At 61.8% G+C, this 15,883-nt stretch carries 16 protein-coding genes; 10 read left to right on the forward strand and 6 right to left on the reverse strand.

Annotated elements, in window-relative coordinates:
* The first annotated feature begins 81 nt into the window (after positions 1–81).
* The 10 genes from NLY44_RS01815 (at position 82) to NLY44_RS01860 (ending at position 10,591) form a co-directional block, all read left to right on the forward strand.
* Positions 82–1,644: a DUF2778 domain-containing protein gene (locus NLY44_RS01815; protein WP_084013011.1), complete on the forward strand. Its 1,563-nt coding sequence runs from the start codon at positions 82–84 to the stop codon at positions 1,642–1,644.
* Positions 1,645–1,880: 236 nt separating this feature from the next.
* Positions 1,881–2,666, forward strand: coding sequence for a ThuA domain-containing protein (locus NLY44_RS01820; RefSeq protein ID WP_023689044.1), 786 nt, complete (start codon positions 1,881–1,883; stop codon positions 2,664–2,666).
* Positions 2,667–2,769: 103 nt separating this feature from the next.
* On the forward strand, positions 2,770–3,828 hold the full coding sequence (locus NLY44_RS01825; RefSeq protein WP_023805629.1) for a Gfo/Idh/MocA family protein: 1,059 nt from the start codon (positions 2,770–2,772) through the stop codon (positions 3,826–3,828).
* 21 nt (positions 3,829–3,849) lie between these two features.
* Positions 3,850–4,251, forward strand: coding sequence for a GFA family protein (locus NLY44_RS01830; protein ID WP_023805628.1), 402 nt, complete (start codon positions 3,850–3,852; stop codon positions 4,249–4,251).
* Positions 4,252–4,448: 197 nt separating this feature from the next.
* Complete coding sequence (locus tag NLY44_RS01835; protein ID WP_023670314.1) at positions 4,449–5,114, forward strand: hypothetical protein; 666 nt, start codon at positions 4,449–4,451, stop codon at positions 5,112–5,114.
* Positions 5,115–5,121: 7 nt separating this feature from the next.
* The gene (locus NLY44_RS01840) at positions 5,122–7,119 is read left to right on the forward strand and encodes an OmpA family protein (protein ID WP_286456556.1); all 1,998 of its coding nucleotides are present in this window, start codon (positions 5,122–5,124) and stop codon (positions 7,117–7,119) included.
* On the forward strand, positions 7,116–7,799 hold the full coding sequence (locus tag NLY44_RS01845) for an OmpA family protein (protein WP_286456557.1): 684 nt from the start codon (positions 7,116–7,118) through the stop codon (positions 7,797–7,799). The genes NLY44_RS01840 and NLY44_RS01845 overlap by 4 nt, the downstream gene beginning before the upstream one ends.
* 11 nt (positions 7,800–7,810) lie before the next feature.
* A complete protein-coding gene (locus NLY44_RS01850; protein WP_023670316.1) occupies positions 7,811–8,305 on the forward strand; it encodes a Rab family GTPase in 495 nt (164 codons plus the stop codon).
* A gap of 3 nt (positions 8,306–8,308) precedes the next feature.
* Entirely contained in the window at positions 8,309–9,379 is a 1,071-nt protein-coding gene (locus NLY44_RS01855; protein ID WP_023805626.1) for an adenylate/guanylate cyclase domain-containing protein, read from the forward strand.
* A 144-nt stretch (positions 9,380–9,523) separates the two neighbouring features.
* A complete protein-coding gene (locus NLY44_RS01860; RefSeq protein WP_023693904.1) occupies positions 9,524–10,591 on the forward strand; it encodes a cyclic nucleotide-gated potassium channel in 1,068 nt (355 codons plus the stop codon).
* Between the two features lie 208 nt (positions 10,592–10,799).
* Here NLY44_RS01860 and NLY44_RS01865 read toward each other — a convergent pair whose 3' ends face one another.
* The 6 genes from NLY44_RS01865 to NLY44_RS01890 form a co-directional block, all read right to left on the reverse strand.
* Positions 10,800–11,528 carry an amino acid ABC transporter ATP-binding protein gene (locus NLY44_RS01865; protein ID WP_023805625.1) on the reverse strand — a complete coding sequence of 243 codons (729 nt, stop codon included), beginning with the start codon at positions 11,526–11,528 and terminating at the stop codon, positions 10,800–10,802.
* 71 nt (positions 11,529–11,599) lie between these two features.
* The gene (locus NLY44_RS01870; RefSeq protein ID WP_023684787.1) at positions 11,600–12,274 is read right to left on the reverse strand and encodes an amino acid ABC transporter permease; all 675 of its coding nucleotides are present in this window, start codon (positions 12,272–12,274) and stop codon (positions 11,600–11,602) included.
* A complete protein-coding gene (locus NLY44_RS01875) occupies positions 12,271–12,948 on the reverse strand; it encodes an amino acid ABC transporter permease (protein ID WP_023695534.1) in 678 nt (225 codons plus the stop codon). The genes NLY44_RS01870 and NLY44_RS01875 overlap by 4 nt, the downstream gene beginning before the upstream one ends.
* Positions 12,949–13,077: 129 nt before the next feature.
* Positions 13,078–13,866, reverse strand: a complete 789-nt coding sequence (locus NLY44_RS01880; protein ID WP_023670322.1) for an ABC transporter substrate-binding protein — start codon at positions 13,864–13,866, stop codon at positions 13,078–13,080.
* 108 nt (positions 13,867–13,974) lie between these two features.
* On the reverse strand, positions 13,975–15,138 hold the full coding sequence (locus tag NLY44_RS01885) for a saccharopine dehydrogenase family protein (protein WP_023805624.1): 1,164 nt from the start codon (positions 15,136–15,138) through the stop codon (positions 13,975–13,977).
* The gene (locus NLY44_RS01890; RefSeq protein ID WP_023670324.1) at positions 15,135–15,644 is read right to left on the reverse strand and encodes an Lrp/AsnC family transcriptional regulator; all 510 of its coding nucleotides are present in this window, start codon (positions 15,642–15,644) and stop codon (positions 15,135–15,137) included. The genes NLY44_RS01885 and NLY44_RS01890 overlap by 4 nt, the downstream gene beginning before the upstream one ends.
* Positions 15,645–15,883 lie beyond the last annotated feature (239 nt).

The raw sequence follows: 15,883 nt of genomic DNA on the forward strand, positions 1-15,883 counted from the left end.
AAATGTGCAGGGGGCACCAGCGAACTGTGGATGTCACGGATGCGAGGGTCGCAAGCCTGCATGCCGATTGAGAGTGGTTGTATGGCGTTTTTGCGTTTGAAAGACCGGGGCGACACTCCTGAACGGGGTTTGACTTCGAAGAGATCCGGCCAGCGCTGGGTGGTGGTGCCGGTTGTCGGCGCGGCCTTGGCGCTGTGGTCCGTGGCAACCATGGCCGGCCTCTATTCGCTCGGCGCCTCCCTCACCGCAGCCTCCAACAGCCTTCCGCACAGTCTGCTTCTGCCGAACGCAGCACTTGCCGATTCGCGCCGCAGCCTCGCCAATTCGTGGGCGCCGCGGCTTTCGGCGCAAAAATCACAGGCCTCGCTGCTCAGCCAATGCGACGCCGGCTGCGCGCATGCCGCCGCGAACTTCGCGCATGACGGCAAGATGGCGCGGCTGAAGCCGGCCACGCCCGCTGTGGCCCCGAGCAGTGTCGCCTCAAACATTGCGCCAAACACCAGCGTCGCTCTCGCCACTTCGCGCGGCATGCGCTTCGACGGCGTGGTGGCCAAGGCAGAGCTGTCGCCGCAAAAGCTGGCTGCCGCCTTCGCCAAGGCCTCGAATGCGCCCTTCATGCTTGCCAGCCTTCCGGTCGCTGCCCGTTTCGCCGAAGTCCGGCTGCCCGATCAGCATGGCCCGGCCTCGGAACGCTTTGGGCCGGAAGTGGCTGAGATCGAACGCTCATCGCGCCTGGCGCTGGCGCTGGCCAACAGCTTGCCGGAAGACGCTGACATGCTGGCCCCGCCGCCGGCCGTTGAAGCAATCGCCGGAGGGCAGGATCCTGAGCAGGCCGAGGTTCAGGTCGCTTCGCTGCCGCCGCAGGACGATCTGCCCGACAACATTGCGTTGCCCGGTTGGCGTCCACGGGCCGAAACCGCTCAGCCTGCCGAGGCTCGGCAAGCCAGCAAGCCCAGGGCAGCCAAGCCACAGACCGACAGGACGCCCGAGAGCCCCGCACCCCAGTCGCCGGGCAATTCGTCGCCGCGCTCGCCACGCAGTACTTCGGAGGTCGCCGCACTGCCTGGCGTGCCAGACAGCCAGAGCATCCAATCAAGCCGGATCAAGCCTGGCAAACGGTCGAAGACACAGGCCGGCGAGATGCTGGCCTATGCCAAGCCGGACGTCCCGGCGGGCGGTGTCGGTCGCGCCTTCAAGGATCTGTTCGCCACGCCCGGAATGGGCGGCGGCGTCGCCGTCTACGATATCTCGGCCAAGACCGTCTACATGCCGGACGGCTCGCGGCTGGAGGCCCATTCGGGGCTGGGTTCGATGGTCGACCAGCCGCGCTTCGTGCACAAGAAGAATGTCGGCCCGACGCCGCCCAACACCTATGATCTGCGTCTTCGAGAATCCCGCTTCCATGGCGTCGAGGCGCTCCGTCTCACTCCCGTCAGCGGCGGCAACAAGTACGGTCGCGACGGCCTGCTCGCCCACACCTACATGCTGCGCGGCGGCCGTGCGGAGTCCAATGGCTGCGTCGTCTTCAAGGACTACGCCCGCTTCCTTGCCGCCTACAAGAAAGGCAAGATCAAGCGCCTCGTCGTCGTGCCGCGCCTGACCAAGCCGCTGACGCGGGTCGCTCAGGAAGGCCGGGGAGCGTAAGGCAGTAGGCAGTAGGCAGTAGGCAGTAGGCAGTAGGCAGTAGGCAGTAGGCAGTAGGCAGTAGGCAGTAGGCAGTAGGCAGTAGGCAGTAGGCAGTAGGCAGTAGGGCCCAGGAGCGTCCATCGCCTGTTCCTTGTTTTTCTGCCCCTATTGCCTATTCCCCACTGCCTATTCCCTTTTGACCCCCAGGCAGATTATGACTGACCCCTGCGGGTCGGCTTCACCACGAGGACATCATGACAATACGCGCTGTCGTTTGGGGCGAGAACATCCATGAGCGGACCAATGAGGTGGTCGCAGCCCTCTATCCCGAGGGCATGCACACGACCATCGCCAAGGCGCTGAATGCCGACGAGGCGATCTCCGCCTCGACCGCCACGCTCGAACAGCCCGAGCATGGCCTGCCCGAGGCGCGCTTGGCCGAGACCGACGTGCTGGTCTGGTGGGGCCACAAGGACCATGGCGCCGTTGCCGACGAGATCGTCGAGCGCGTCGCCCGCCGGGTCTTTGAAGGCATGGGGCTGATCGTTCTCCATTCCGGCCATTTCTCGAAAATCTTCAAGCGGCTGATGGGCACGCCCTGCACGCTGAAATGGCGCGAGGCGGGTGAGCGCGAGCGGCTCTGGGCGACCAGTCCCAGCCATCCGATCGCCGAAGGCGTCGGCGAATATTTCGAGCTCGAGAATGAAGAAATGTATGGCGAGCAGTTCGCCGTGCCCGAACCGCTGGAGACCGTCTTCATCTCCTGGTTCCAGGGCGGCGAGGTGTTCCGTTCTGGGCTGACCTATCGCCGCGGCGCCGGCAATGTCTTCTACTTCCGCCCGGGCCACGAGACCTATCCGACCTATCACGACGCCAATGTGCACAAGGTGCTGCGCAATGCGGTTAAGTGGGCGCACAATCCGCAGGGCACCAAGTCGGCGATCCTTGAGGCGCCGAACGTGCCGGTCGAAAAGGCGCTGGAGCCGATCGTCGAGCGCGGCGGCAAGCTGCACGCTTCGGGCGAGGCCGGCTTCCGCTAAAGCAAAATCCAGGAAAAAAGGCGTAGCGGCTTTCCGCATGGGTTTCCTAGACCGTATCTGCGCCATATGATTGAATCGAACCAATTCGCTCGGAGTGCAGAGAATGCGGCTTTTGATACTGGGTACCGGCTGGATGGCGCAGGAGCATGCCCGCCGTTTCGGCGGCATCGACGGCGTCGAGATCGTCGGTGCTGTCGACGTCGATGAAAAGCGCGTTGGCGAATTTGCCGACGGGTTCAAGATACCGAAGCGATTCACATCGCTGGAAGACGCGCTGGCGTGGGGCGAGTTCGATGCGGTCGCCAACGTCACGCCCGACCGCATTCACCACCCGACCACCATGGCGCTGATCGCGGCCGGCAAGCCGGTGCTGTGCGAAAAGCCGCTGGCCGAAGACTTCGGCAAGGCAAGCGAGATGGCCAAAGCGGCTGAGGCCGCCGGCATCGTCAACATGGTCAATCTCACCTATCGCAATGTCGCTGCCTTGCAGAAGGCGCGGCAGATGGTGCTGGCCGGCGAGATCGGCACCGTCCGCCACGTCGAGTCCTCCTATCTACAGAGCTGGCTGGTCTCGAAATTCTGGGGCGACTGGCGCACCGACCCGAAATGGCTGTGGCGGCTGTCGCGCCACCACGGCTCCAACGGCGTGCTCGGCGATGTCGGCATCCACATCCTCGATTTCGCCAGCTATGGCGCCGCACTCGACGTCGACCACGTGTTTTGCCGGCTGCGCACCTTCGACAAGGCGCCAGGCAACCGTATCGGCGAATACGACCTCGACGCCAATGACAGCTTCGCCATGACGCTGGATTTCTCCAACGGCGCCTTTGGCGTCGTTCACGCCAGCCGCTGGGCGACCGGCCACATCAACGAATTGCGCCTGCGCATCTATGGCGACAAGGGCGGCATCGAAGTCGTGCACAATCTCGAGGGTTCGGAACTGAAGGCGTGTGTCGGCGAGGATATCGAGAACGCCAAATGGCAGGTGCTCGACGCCGGCACGGTGCCGACCAATTACCAGCGCTTCGTCGATGCGGTTCGCAGCGGCGTGCAGGCCGAGCCTTCATTCCACCATGCCGCCGAACTGCAGAAGGTGCTGGATCTGGCCATGGTTTCGGAACAGAAGCGGACGGAACTGAGGGCCAGCGCCGATACGCAGTGATGTGAAGGGGAGGAAGAAACTATGGTCTCGCGCCGCGCGCAATGTCTCTGCGGCCAGCTTTCAGCCGTCTGTTCGGGCGAGCCGGTGCGCATCTCGGTCTGCCACTGCCTCGACTGCAAGCGCCGCACCGGCAGCGCCTTCAGCTACAATGTCCGGTTTGAGCAAGCTGATGTATCGATCGAGGGGCGGGCGAAGCAGTTCACGCGCGCCGGCGACGAGGGCGGCCGCGTCATCTACAATTTCTGCCCGGAGTGCGGCGCCGCCGTCCACTATCGCATCGACACGCAGCCCGGTGTAATCGCCATTCCCGTCGGCGCCTTCGCCGACCCGTCGTTCCCGCCGCCCTTCCAGTCTTTTTACCACGAAAGCCGTCGCTGTGAGTGGGTCGAGATCAACGCCGAGCCGCTGGCGACGTTCGACTGAAGGCCGCTTTTTGGATACCCGGAACCGTCCGCACGCTCCGCGCCTTTGAGAGGGCATCGCCCCCTGATTGCCATTGCCGGGCCGTTAGCCACCGCGCTCGGCTGCCCCATGAATAGGCATAAGTCAAGACGAATCCGGCTTGCGGCCCGATTGCTGACATGCTTACCTGACGGCATGTGTTCAATGGGGGTATATGGATGGCTAAGGAATCTTCGAATTCCGCTTCTTCAGAAAAGAAGGCGGACGTAAATCTGATAGGTAACACAGAAGGAAACGGGCTGAACTTCATGGGAGTTCAGGCCCGCGAAAACGGAACCGCCGGCGACGCCGTCGGTGTCGACAAGATCCGTGACCTGCTCTTCGGCAACCAGATGCAGGACTATGACCGCCGTTTTTCCAAGCTTGAAGAACGGGTGTTGCAGCGCTTCAAGGATGTCGAGTCCGAGGCCAAGCGCAATCTCGAAATGTACGAGTCGAATGCAAAGAAGCAGATCGATTCGCTTGCAGGGCAATTGCGGAGCGAAAAAGATTCACGAGCCGATGCCGACAAGGAGATCGACCGGAATCTTCGCGAGCAAAACCAGGCTCTTGAAAAGCAGGTGCGCACGTTGTCGGATCAGTTGAGCGCGCTCGAGCGCGACGTTTCCGACCGGATAAATCGAAACGATCATTTGCTGCGTGAGGAAATCAAGCAGAAGAATGAAGGCGTTCAGATGCTGATCGAGAAGATGTTTGCCGACCTCAGCAACGTCAAGACCGACCGAAATCTTTTGGCTGGCCTGTTTGTCGAGGTTGCAAAGTGTCTCAATCAGGATCCCGTCGGGAGCAAGAGCAACTCGGACCGTAGCTGGAAAGTGAGTTGATGGGACCTTGACGTCCACCGTCGACCCATTCAACCTTCCGCAAAGAACAGCCTCGAACGATACAGAGATTGATCGCGAGGCTCTGGCTCGTCTTTTGATCGAAATTGCCCGGAACGTTGATCCGGACTACCGTGCGCAGTTCGAGGCGGTTCCCACCGCCGATCCGCGCATGGAAACGCTGCGGCAGTTGCTGGTCAGCCGCGAAATCTCGGAGCTTTCACGCGTTACGCATCTGCTCGACGAACCCGAGCAGCTTGCGGCGGCCGTGGGCGACGTTCTTCCCAGTGCTGCCGGACGAGCGCCTTACGCGCAACTCGGCGAGGCGCTTGCGCCGGCTGTCGAACGGGCTGTGCAACGGTCGATCCAGAAGAGCCCGCGCACGCTGACGGACATATTGTACCCGGTGTTTCTGCCGGCAATTCGCAAGTCGATCGGCGAAAAGATCGACCAGACCTTTCAGTCGCTGAATGAAACTCTAAGGCACATATTCACCTGGCACGGGCTCAAGTGGAGACTTGAAGCCTGGAGAACAGGGGCAAGCTTCTCGGCAGTTGTTCTGAAGCATTCCCTTGTCTACCGTGTGGAACATGCGTTTCTCATTCATCGGAATTCCGGCCTTTTGATAGCGCATGTAACGGCCCACAATGCAACGAGCGAAGATCCTCAGCTCATTTCTTCGATGCTCAGTGCGATTCAGGACTTTGTAAAAGACTCATTTAACGAGAAAGAGCAGAGCGGCCTGGACACAATCCGTTTCGGCGAGCTTCGTCTCTGGTCGGAAGTTGGACCGTTTGCGACCCTGGTTTCGGTGATCCGGGGAAATCCGCCGGAGGAATTGCATGAAATCGTTCGCGATGTGTTGCTTCGCATCCATGAGGAAAGCTCACAGGCCTTAGAGCAGTTTGACGGCGACGGTTCGCAGCTGGCCAGCGTAGAGGCGCAGTTGCAGACCTGCGTCGAGCTGAAGCAGGAGGAATCAAACGACGGATTTCCGTGGCTGGTGGCGGCCGTTGCCCTGCTGCTTTTGACTCTGGCAGGCGGTTGGTACTTTCTTTCCTGGCAGTCAGCGCAGCGCTGGCAGGCTTACGTGTCGCGCTGGCAGGCTTACGTGTCGCGAGTGGAGGCCCAGCCGGGCATCATCGTTGCCGAACAGCAGGTACGCGATGGCCAGTTCTATATTGCCGGCCTGAGGGACCCGCTTGCCGTCGACCCGCAGTCGCTGTTGTCAGGCACGGGAGTCGATCCGGCCGGGGTTCATTCGCAATGGCAATTCTATCAGAGCCTTGAGCCGGAGTTCGTGCTGAAGCGGCTGACGGCGTCGCTGGCTCCGCCGGATTCAGTGCGACTTTCGATTGTCGATGGCCGCATCGTCGCCGAGGGTGAGGCTCCCGACACCTGGATCAGCCGGGCGCGCGCGGCGGCCCAGCAGCTTTCGGCAGGCGGGCCGGTCTTCGATATCTCGGGGGTTCGTGACGTAAGTCCCCAAGTGCGCGAGGCGGAGCGCTGGCACGCCTATGTGTCGCGACTGGAGACCCAGCCGGGCATCATCGTTGCAGACCAAAAGATAAGCGACGGCCAATTCTATATTGCCGGCCTGCGAGACCCGCTTGGCGCCGATCCGCAGTCGCTGTTGTCGGGAACAGAGGTCGATCCCGCCCGGGTTCATGCGCAGTGGCAGTTCTATCAGAGCCTTGAGCCGGAGTTCGTGCTGAAGCGGCTGACGGCGTCACTGTATCCGCCGGATACAGTACGACTTTCGATCGTCGATGATCGCATCGTTGCCGAGGGTGAGGCTCCCGACACCTGGATCGATCGCGCGCGCGCAGCGGCCCGGCAGCTTTCGGCAGGCGGACCCGAATTCGACATCTCCAAGGTTCGTGACGTGAGCCCCGAAGCACGCGCGGCGGAGCACTGGCAGTATTATGTGTCGCGACTTGAGGCCCAATCGGGAATCATCGTCGCCCAACAAAGCGCGAGGGCGGACATTTCTACATTTCCGGCTTGAGAGACCCGCTTGCCGCCGACCCGCAAGCCCTGCTCTCCGGAACGGACGTTGATCCTGCCCGCGTTCATGCACAGTGGCAATTCTATCAGAGCCTTGATCCGAAGTTTGTGGTGAAGCGGCTGACGGCGGCGCTGTCCCCGCCGAAAACCGTTCAGCTCTCGATCATCCAGGGTCGCATCGTGGCCGTGGGTGAGGCTCCTGCCGGCTGGATCAACCGCGCGCGGGCCGCCGCTGAACAACTTTCGGCGGACGGAGTGGTTCTGGATGTCTCGCAGCTGCGTGAACTGAACCTTGCAGAACTTAATCATTTGAGGCAGGCCATCCAGACGACCGATATTTTCTTCTCTTCCGGCAAGGTTGTGCCGGGACCGGAGCAGACGCCGGTTCTCGACAGGTTGGCGGATCAAATAAAGGAATTCGCCCAGAGTGCCCGCAATTCCGGCGTAACGGCGCGGTTCATGTTGACCGGGCATTCGGACACCACGGGCCGTGAGACGGCCAACGCGTCGATCAGCGCCGCCCGCGCCGAGACAGTTCGTGCGCTTCTCAACAAGCGGGGCGTCGCTCCCGAATTGCTGCTGGTTCGGGGCGCGGGCACTTTTGAGCCGGCTGTACCTGAAAACAGTCTAACCGGTAGCTCCACCAATCGCCGGGTTTCGATTACCGTAAACCTGGACTAGCGGAGCCCAACATGTTGCAAAAAAAGATCTGCATGCTGGGCGGTTTCGCTGTCGGAAAGACGAGTCTGGTCCGCAGGTTTGTGCAGAGCATCTTCTCAGAAACCTACTTGACCACCGTTGGAGTGAAAATCGACAAGAAGAGCGTCGCGCTCCCGGACAAAACCGTGGATCTGATTTTGTGGGATTTGGCCGGCGAGGACGATATCGGCTCATTCCGCGTCAGCTATGTTCGAGGTGCAACCGGGCTCGTGCTAGTCGTCGATGGAACCCGCGCTGCTACTCTTGCCGTGGCACTCACGCTGCGCGAACGGGTCGAGGCCGAATTCGGCGCCATGCCGTTCGTATTGCTGTTCAACAAGTCCGATCTGGCCGATCGGTGGGCGATATCGGATGGTGAGATCAACGAGTTGAGGCAACGTGGATGGCAAATCTATCTAACAAGTGCGCTTTCGGGCGAGCAGGTCGATGACGCCTTTCGTCAACTTGCCTTGATGGTCACCAAATAGACCATGCATGAATTGCCAAAAGAAGTCAGAAATTGGTTTTTCAATTTCTTCTTCGACGGGCACGCTGTCGCTTATCTGAAAATCGACGCTGAGCTTTGCATAGCTGCCAAGGGCGGTAATGTTGAACATTACGGGCTGTCATCGCTTCGCATCGGCAAGCCTGTTGCGGGGCAGCTTGAATTCATGGAGGGTTTGCTGCCTTGCCCGGAGCTTCCGTTTCGCATGGACATGGTTGAACTGCCCGGCGGGCGTGTCGCCGACCTCCATTTTTTTGCTGACAATGCGTTCGTGTGGCTGCTTTTTCTGGACGCCACTGCCGAACGAGACAACAGGCAGCGGCTTCAACAGAAGGCCTATGAAATGACGCTCCTGCAAGAGAGGGAGCGTCAACTCAATGAGAAATTGCAATCGACGAACGAGGCATTGAGGAAGAGCCAGGAGGGATTGGCGCGTGAATACCAGCGCGCCGAAACCCTGCTCCTCAACATTCTTCCGGCATCGATCGCGGAGCGGTTGAAAGCGCAAAAGAAAATTGCCGACAACCACGCGGAGGTGAGTGTGCTTTTTGCCGACATCGTCGGTTTTACCGAAAGAGCGCGAAGCGTCGGAGCCGTGACGACGCTCGCTATCTTGAATTACTTCTTCAGGGCGGCGGACCGGCTCTCGGAACGATACGGCTGCGAAAAGATCAAAACAATTGGCGATTGTGTGATGGTGGTCGCCGGCCTGCCCACGGCGCGATCCGATCATGCAAAGGCCCTCACGCGCTATGCGATTGAGCTGCGCAAAGCGGTCAAGCGGGAACGCTTCGCAGGAGAACCGATAAGGCTGAGAATTGGAATTCACTCAGGACCGATCGTCGCCGGCGTCATAGGCAAGAGGCGGTTCGCCTATGACCTGTGGGGTGAGACCGTTAATCTCGCCTCACGTATTCAAACGTCCGCGGAGCCCGATGAAATCCGTATTTCCGATGCAACTTGCCAACTGCTTGGACCGAAATTTGCTTGCGACCCACTCGAGGAAACGGAATTGCGCGGTGCGGGCCGCGTGCGAATGTGGCGGCTGCCGAGCTGATCCGTTGCCTGCAGTGCGACCCTGGAGCGCCGATAGCGGCGCCCGATAGCCATTGGCGTGACCTGATCTTGCGATCGCAAAGCACCCTTTGCGCTTCCCCGGAAGGCCTCTATTCTGGAGCACAGTGGCCGCTGGTGGGATAGAATGTCGGTACTGCCTTTCCTGAGAATCTACGCACCGCTAAACGCGGTGCTGGCTGCGCCTGGGCTTCTGGCGGTGGCTGCGCTCACGATGCCGAACATGTCCGGACGAAGCAGACTGGCTCTGGCTGCCGTGCTCGCTGTCATTTGGGCCGCCTATCTTCTGCAGATGGCCGAGACCCTGCTCAAGCGCTGGGCGGGAGACCTTCGGGACAGGACGCCGGCAATCGCAATCGATGTGCTCGCGGTTTTGGTTCCACTCGCCGCATTCCTGCTCGACGGCACGCCCGACCGCAGCCTCTACTGTGCTGTCTGGCTGCTGAAGCCGCTGCGCGACTCGACGTTCTTCCCGCTGCTTGGCAGGGTTCTGGCCAACGAAGCGCGCAACCTGGTCGGCGTCACCACGGTCTTCGGCCTGGTTCTGTTCGGTGTCGCACTTGCGGCCTATGTCATCGAGCGCGACGTCCAACCGGAAAAGTTCGGCAGCATCCCCGAGACAATGTGGTGGGCGGTGGTCACGCTGTCCACTACCGGCTATGGCGACGACATTCCGCAAAGCTTCGCCGGCCGCGTCCTTGCCGGGGCTGTCATGATGTGTGGCATCGGCATCTTCGGGCTCTGGGCCGGCATTCTTGCCTCCGGCTTTTATCAAGAAGTCCGTCGCGAGGATTTTGTCCGCAATTGGCAATTGATTGCCGGCGTTCCGTTGTTTCAGAAGCTTGGCCCGGCCACGCTGGTCGAGATCGTGCGCGCGTTAAGACCCCGCACGGTGCCGGCGGGCGCCGTGATCTGCCGCAGCGGCGAGACCGGCGATCGGATGTTCTTCGTCGTGGAGGGCCGCGTCAGCGTCGCGACGCCGAACCCGGTGGAGCTTGGCCCTGGCGCCTTCTTCGGCGAGATGGCGCTGATCAGCGGCGAACCGCGTATGGCGACCGTCACTGCCGCAACTTCTGTCTCACTCCTCTCGCTGCACGCGGCGGATTTCCAGATGCTGTGCAGCAGCAGCCCGGAAATCGCGGAAATCATCCGCAGGACAGCGCTCGAGCGGCGCGGCGCGGCGCCGGTGGCTTGACCGTACAGCCGATGGTGGCCCGGCTGGAACTGGATGGTACGGCTCTATCGACCACGCGCGAAGGTTCTGGACGGCACGTGGAAGGTCCCAGAGGCGTAGCCGGAGACCTAAACGTAGCCGATCCACTCTACCGGCGGCTCGTTGTTTGGCGCTGTGCGTCGACAGTTCCTGCCCCGCGGCCTTTCGGACGACCGGCTTTGGCTAAACTCTAATGCCTTAGAATCTTGCTTAGAAAAGCCCGGCTGCGGTCGGTCTTCGGGTCGGAGAAAAACGCTTCCGGCGTGCCGCTTTCGACGATGGCGCCGGCGTCCATGAACACCACGCGCTGCGCCACCTTGCGGGCAAAGCCCATTTCGTGCGTTACCACCATCATGGTCATGCCTTCCTCGGCCACCGCGACCATGACGTCGAGCACTTCGGAAATCATCTCGGGATCGAGCGCCGAGGTCGGTTCGTCAAACAGCATGATCTTGGGGCGCATGCCGAGGCAGCGCGCGATGGCCACACGCTGCTGCTGGCCGCCGGACAGCTGTGACGGGTAGGCATTGACCTTGTCGGCGAGGCCGACCTTGGCCAGCAAGTCGCGCCCGGCCTGCTGGGCCTCGGCGCGGGGGATCTTGCGCACATGGATCGGCGCCAGCGTGACGTTTTCCAGCGCCGTCTTGTGCGGGTAGAGGTTGAACGACTGGAAGACGAAGCCGATCTCGGTGCGCAACTGCGTCATGTTGGTGGCGGGGTCGCCGAGGCGCTGGCCGTCGACGACGAGGTCGCCATCCTTGATCCCTTCCAGGCCGTTGATGCAGCGGATCAGCGTCGACTTGCCCGAACCACTTGGGCCGCAGACGACGACCACTTCGCGCGGCTCGACGCTGAGCGTGATGTCCTTCAGCACATTGAGCGAGCCGAACCATTTGTTGACGCCGCGAAAGTCGATCATGCCCGTTTTGGTCAGGTTTGGTTTGGTCGGGCTCGGATTGGTCATGGCGGTCAGCCCTTTGGGGTTCGATGTCACAGCTGCACCTCGCCATGCGCCGCGCCCATGCGTCGCTCCAACCGGCGGGCGAGCATGATCAGCGGATAGCAGACGACGAAATAGCCGACGCCGACCAGGAAGAAGACCAGCAGGCCGTTGGGCACACGCTGCACCACAAGCCAGCCGACGCGGGTGAGGTCGGTCAGCCCGATCGCCGAGACGACGGAGGAATCCTTGATCAACAGTACATATTGCCCGACCAGCGGCGGCAGCACGATGCGCATCGCCTGCGGCAGCACCACCTGGCGCATGCGCTGCCAGCGCGACAGGCCGGACGCCAGCGCTGCCTCGACTTGGCCGGTCGGCACCGAGCGGATGCCGGCGGCGACGATCTCGCAGATGAAGCACGCGGCGAGGTTGGTGAGCGCGATGATGCCGGCCGTGAAGGCATCGAGCTCGATGCCGAATTCCGGCAGGATGAAGAAGATCAGGAAGATCTGCACCAGGAACGGCGTGCCGCGGATCAGGTCGACCCAGGCGCCGATCACGCTCGAGATCAGCCGGTTACCGCCGGTGCGCAATATGCCGAGGCCGAAGCCAAGCAGCGTGCCCAGCACCAGGCTGATCGCCGACAGCATCACGGTCATGCCAAGGCCGCGCAAGGCGAGGGGGTAGCTGCCGGCCAGGCTTTGCAGCTGTTGCCAGATCATGTGCTGCTCCTTGCCGGCTGCAGACCGAGCCACCGACTGGACAGCCCCGCCAGTCCTTTGAGGCAGTAATAGAGCAGCAGATAGAAAGCGGCGATGGTGAGAAAGCCTTCCGCCGGCATGAAGCGGTCGGACGCCAGCAACTGGCCGGCGCGCGTCAGTTCGGAAACCGAGATCAGCGACAAAAGCGCGGAATCCTTGACCAGCACGATCGCCTGGCCGAGCAGCGGCGGGATCGTCACCTTGAAGGCTTGCGGCAGGATGACCAGGCGCATGCGCTGGACATAGGTCATTCCCGAGGCAACCCCGGCCTCGACCTGGCCGCGCGGGATCGACAGGATGCCGGCGCGGATGATTTCCGCGACATAGGCGCCGCTGTTCAGCGACAAAGCGATGATGCCGACGACGAGCTCGGGCAGGACGAAGCCGAGACGCGGCAGGCCGAAATAGAGGAAGTAGAGCTGCGCCAGCAACGGCGTGGCGCGCACGGCATCGATATAGCCCTTGGCCAGCACGCGAAACAGCTGGCCGCGCTGCAGGTTCATGGCGGCGAGCACGATGCCGACGGCCAGCGCGCCCGCAAAAGACAGCGCCGACAGCCACACGGTCGTGATCAGACCCTGCCCGAACAGCGGCAGATATTCGACGATGGTGCGGAAGCTGAAATTTTCGAGCATGGCGGTGAATTGTGAATGGTGAATGGGCAGTAGTGAGTAGTGAGTGGTGAGCAGTGAAGGGCGTCCGGAATGGCCATTCACCATTCACCATTCACTACTTCCTACTCACTACTCCCTGCTTACCTCTGCTTAGTGATCCTTCTTCCAGGCGTCGGAATTGACCCAGTAGTCGAGGTTCTTCTGCAAGCGGCCGTCGATGCTGACCTGGTTGAGGAACAGGTTCATCCAGATCAACAGGTCCGGCTCGTCGTAGCGGGTGGCGAAGGCAAGCGGCTCCTTCGACAACAGGTCCGGCATGATGGTGAAGGTGCCGGCGGGATAGGCTGTCGACTGACCCTTGACCGCCGAGACGTCGTTGACGCCGCAATCGGCTTGGCCGTTGTTGACCGCGTCGAGCAGCAGCGGGCCGCCGCCCTTGTAGCTCTTGATGTCGGCATCCGGGAAGGCGTTCTTGGCTTCCTTTTCGCCGGTGGCGCCCAACAGCACGGCGATCTTGGTGCCCTTGGCCTTGCAGTCCTCGGTTGTCTTGAACTTGCTGTCGGCCTTGGTGAAGACGGTGCTGCCCGTATACATGTAAGGTGTGGTGAAGGCGACCTTCATGCCGCGCGCCAGCGTCGGCGTCATGTCGGCGACGAGCAGGTCGGCCTTGCCCGAAAGCAGCGCCGGGATCAGCCCGTCCCAGTCATAGTCGAGGAAGGTGATCTTGACGCCCATTTCCTTGGCCATCAGCTCGGCGAGTTCGACCGAACTGCCGGTGCGCTCGCCGGCCGCGCCGACCAGCGAGAAGGGAGGTCCTTGCGTCTGTACCGCGACGCGCAGTTCGCCGCGCTTGGTGATCTCGTCGAGCGTTCCGGCACTGGCCGCCGTGGCGAGCCCCGCAAGCGCAAGTCCGGCGATAAAAAGTCTGGCAATCTTCATTTGGCATTCCTCCTGTTATCGTTGTTGTTCCACTTTGTTATTCCACCCTTTTGGGTGTTTTTTGAGCGGCGGCACCGTTTGCCGGCGGCAGCCACCGTTCGAAAATCGTCAGTCCCAGGCCACCGTTTCGGTCACCTTGATGCCACGCCTCGCCAGCTCGTCAAAGAAGGGTTCGTCCGGCACATGCAGCAGCGGGTTGAGCAGGCCAGGTGTGGCGATCTCGCGCCGCGCCAGCATCTGCGCCACGATGCTGGCGGGATAGCCGACGCCAAGGCTCATGCCGAACAGGCCTGATGCCAGGTCGCGTTCGATGATCAGGTCCGACGTCACCGTTTTGGCGCGGCCGCCTTCGAGACCGGAAAAGACATTGCGCATCACGCAAAGGTCCTTCTCGTCGGCGCCATATTGCAGTTGCGGGCCGAGCAGACGGCCGAGAAATTCGCGTGGGCTGGCGCCGGTGCCGGGCACCTTGTCTTCGGAGAGGAAACCGAGTTCCTTCAGCGGCGCCCAGAACGCCGACCATCCCGGCCAGCGCAGCGTATAGCGGCCCGAGCGTTGCAATCCCTTGGCGGCTGCCAGCATCTCGACATAGTGCAGAGCGTCGCCATTGGGGAAAGCTTCCAGCCGGCCGAGGCCCGCGACCTCGATCTCGTGGATGAAGGCATTGTCGTGCTGTCGGCCGGCCGGCACTTCGACGCGCTTGCCATGCTCGATCATCACGCTGTCGCGATTCTGGCTGACCAGAACCATGTCGAAATTCCAGCTCACCTTGTAGCAGAGCGGCTTGGCCATCGCCTTCGGTTCGGGGATGCCGCCGCAATAGGAATCGATCGAAGAAATCGTAGAGAACTGCTTTGCGGCGCGCGCGTAGAGCACGAGGTCGATGCCGGGGTCGAGCCCGCATTCGGTCATGATCGAAACGCCGGCCTGTTCAGCCTCCGGCGCCAGGTCGGCAATCGCCTTGCCGTAGTTGGTGGTGACCAGCGGCGTGCGCGTTGCGATCGCGGCCTGCACCGCCTCGCGCATCAATGGCTGCGGCAGCAGATCGATGGCGGCGTCCACATCCGCCAGCACGGTGGCAAGCGCCGGACCGATCGCGCCCTCGGGCATGACGAAACGCACGCGGGAAAGGTCGGTCAGCCCGGCAAGCCGGGCAGGGCCGTCAGCCGACGTATCGACGCAGACGACTTCCTCGACACCGGCGCTGGCGACGAGATCGGCGATGGCCGCCCGTCCCTGCAGGCCGAGGCCGCCGAGAACAGCTATTCTCATGCCGGCTCCTTGCGTGACGGTGTTTCTTCCGACCAGCAGCCTTCTGGAAGGCTGACCCATTTGTTGCATGAAGCCATGACGACGAAGGTTTCGCTGCGCACGACTTCCCCGGGAATGCCGGCGCCCGGAATCAGCTCGCTGGTGATGCGGTAGAGGTCGGCGACATCGCCGGCGACGGTCACGTCGACGATGATGTCGAAGCGCCCGGTAACCACCGAGGCCGAGTTGACGAAAGGCAGTTCGGCAATGCGCTGCGCCAGTTCCCGGGCGCGGCCACGTCCCTGAGCGTTGATGCCGACAATGGCCGAGATCAGCTCGGGGCGTTCGGTCAGATTGAGCAGCCCGACGATCTTCAAGAGGTTGCGGTCGAGCAGATTGCGCAACCTTGAGCGCACCGTCGGCACTGAGATCGCCATCGTCTCGGCGAGCCGGTTGATGCCGGGCTGGGCATCTTGCGACAACAGCTTTACCAGCCGTCGATCGGTTTGATCGAGATGCTCACGCAAAAGGCAAGGCTTTCATAAAGGGAAAGAAACGATGGGATTTTCTTTCGGATATGAAAAATACCTTATGGGAAATTTTTAACAGCAGCAAGAGCTATGTCATCCCTCTGTGCCAGTTCCCGTGTGCGTTCAGGCAAGACAGGATGCATGTCGTCCCAAAACCGCTGCACATTTTGGGGCAGTCGAGGATGTGCGCGACAGCACTAGGTGACGGAGTTCGAAGACGATCTTGCCGCGGCCGT

This window comes from Mesorhizobium sp. C089B, assembly GCF_030323125.1.
In the GTDB taxonomy this organism is placed as follows: Bacteria; Pseudomonadota; Alphaproteobacteria; order Rhizobiales; family Rhizobiaceae; genus Mesorhizobium.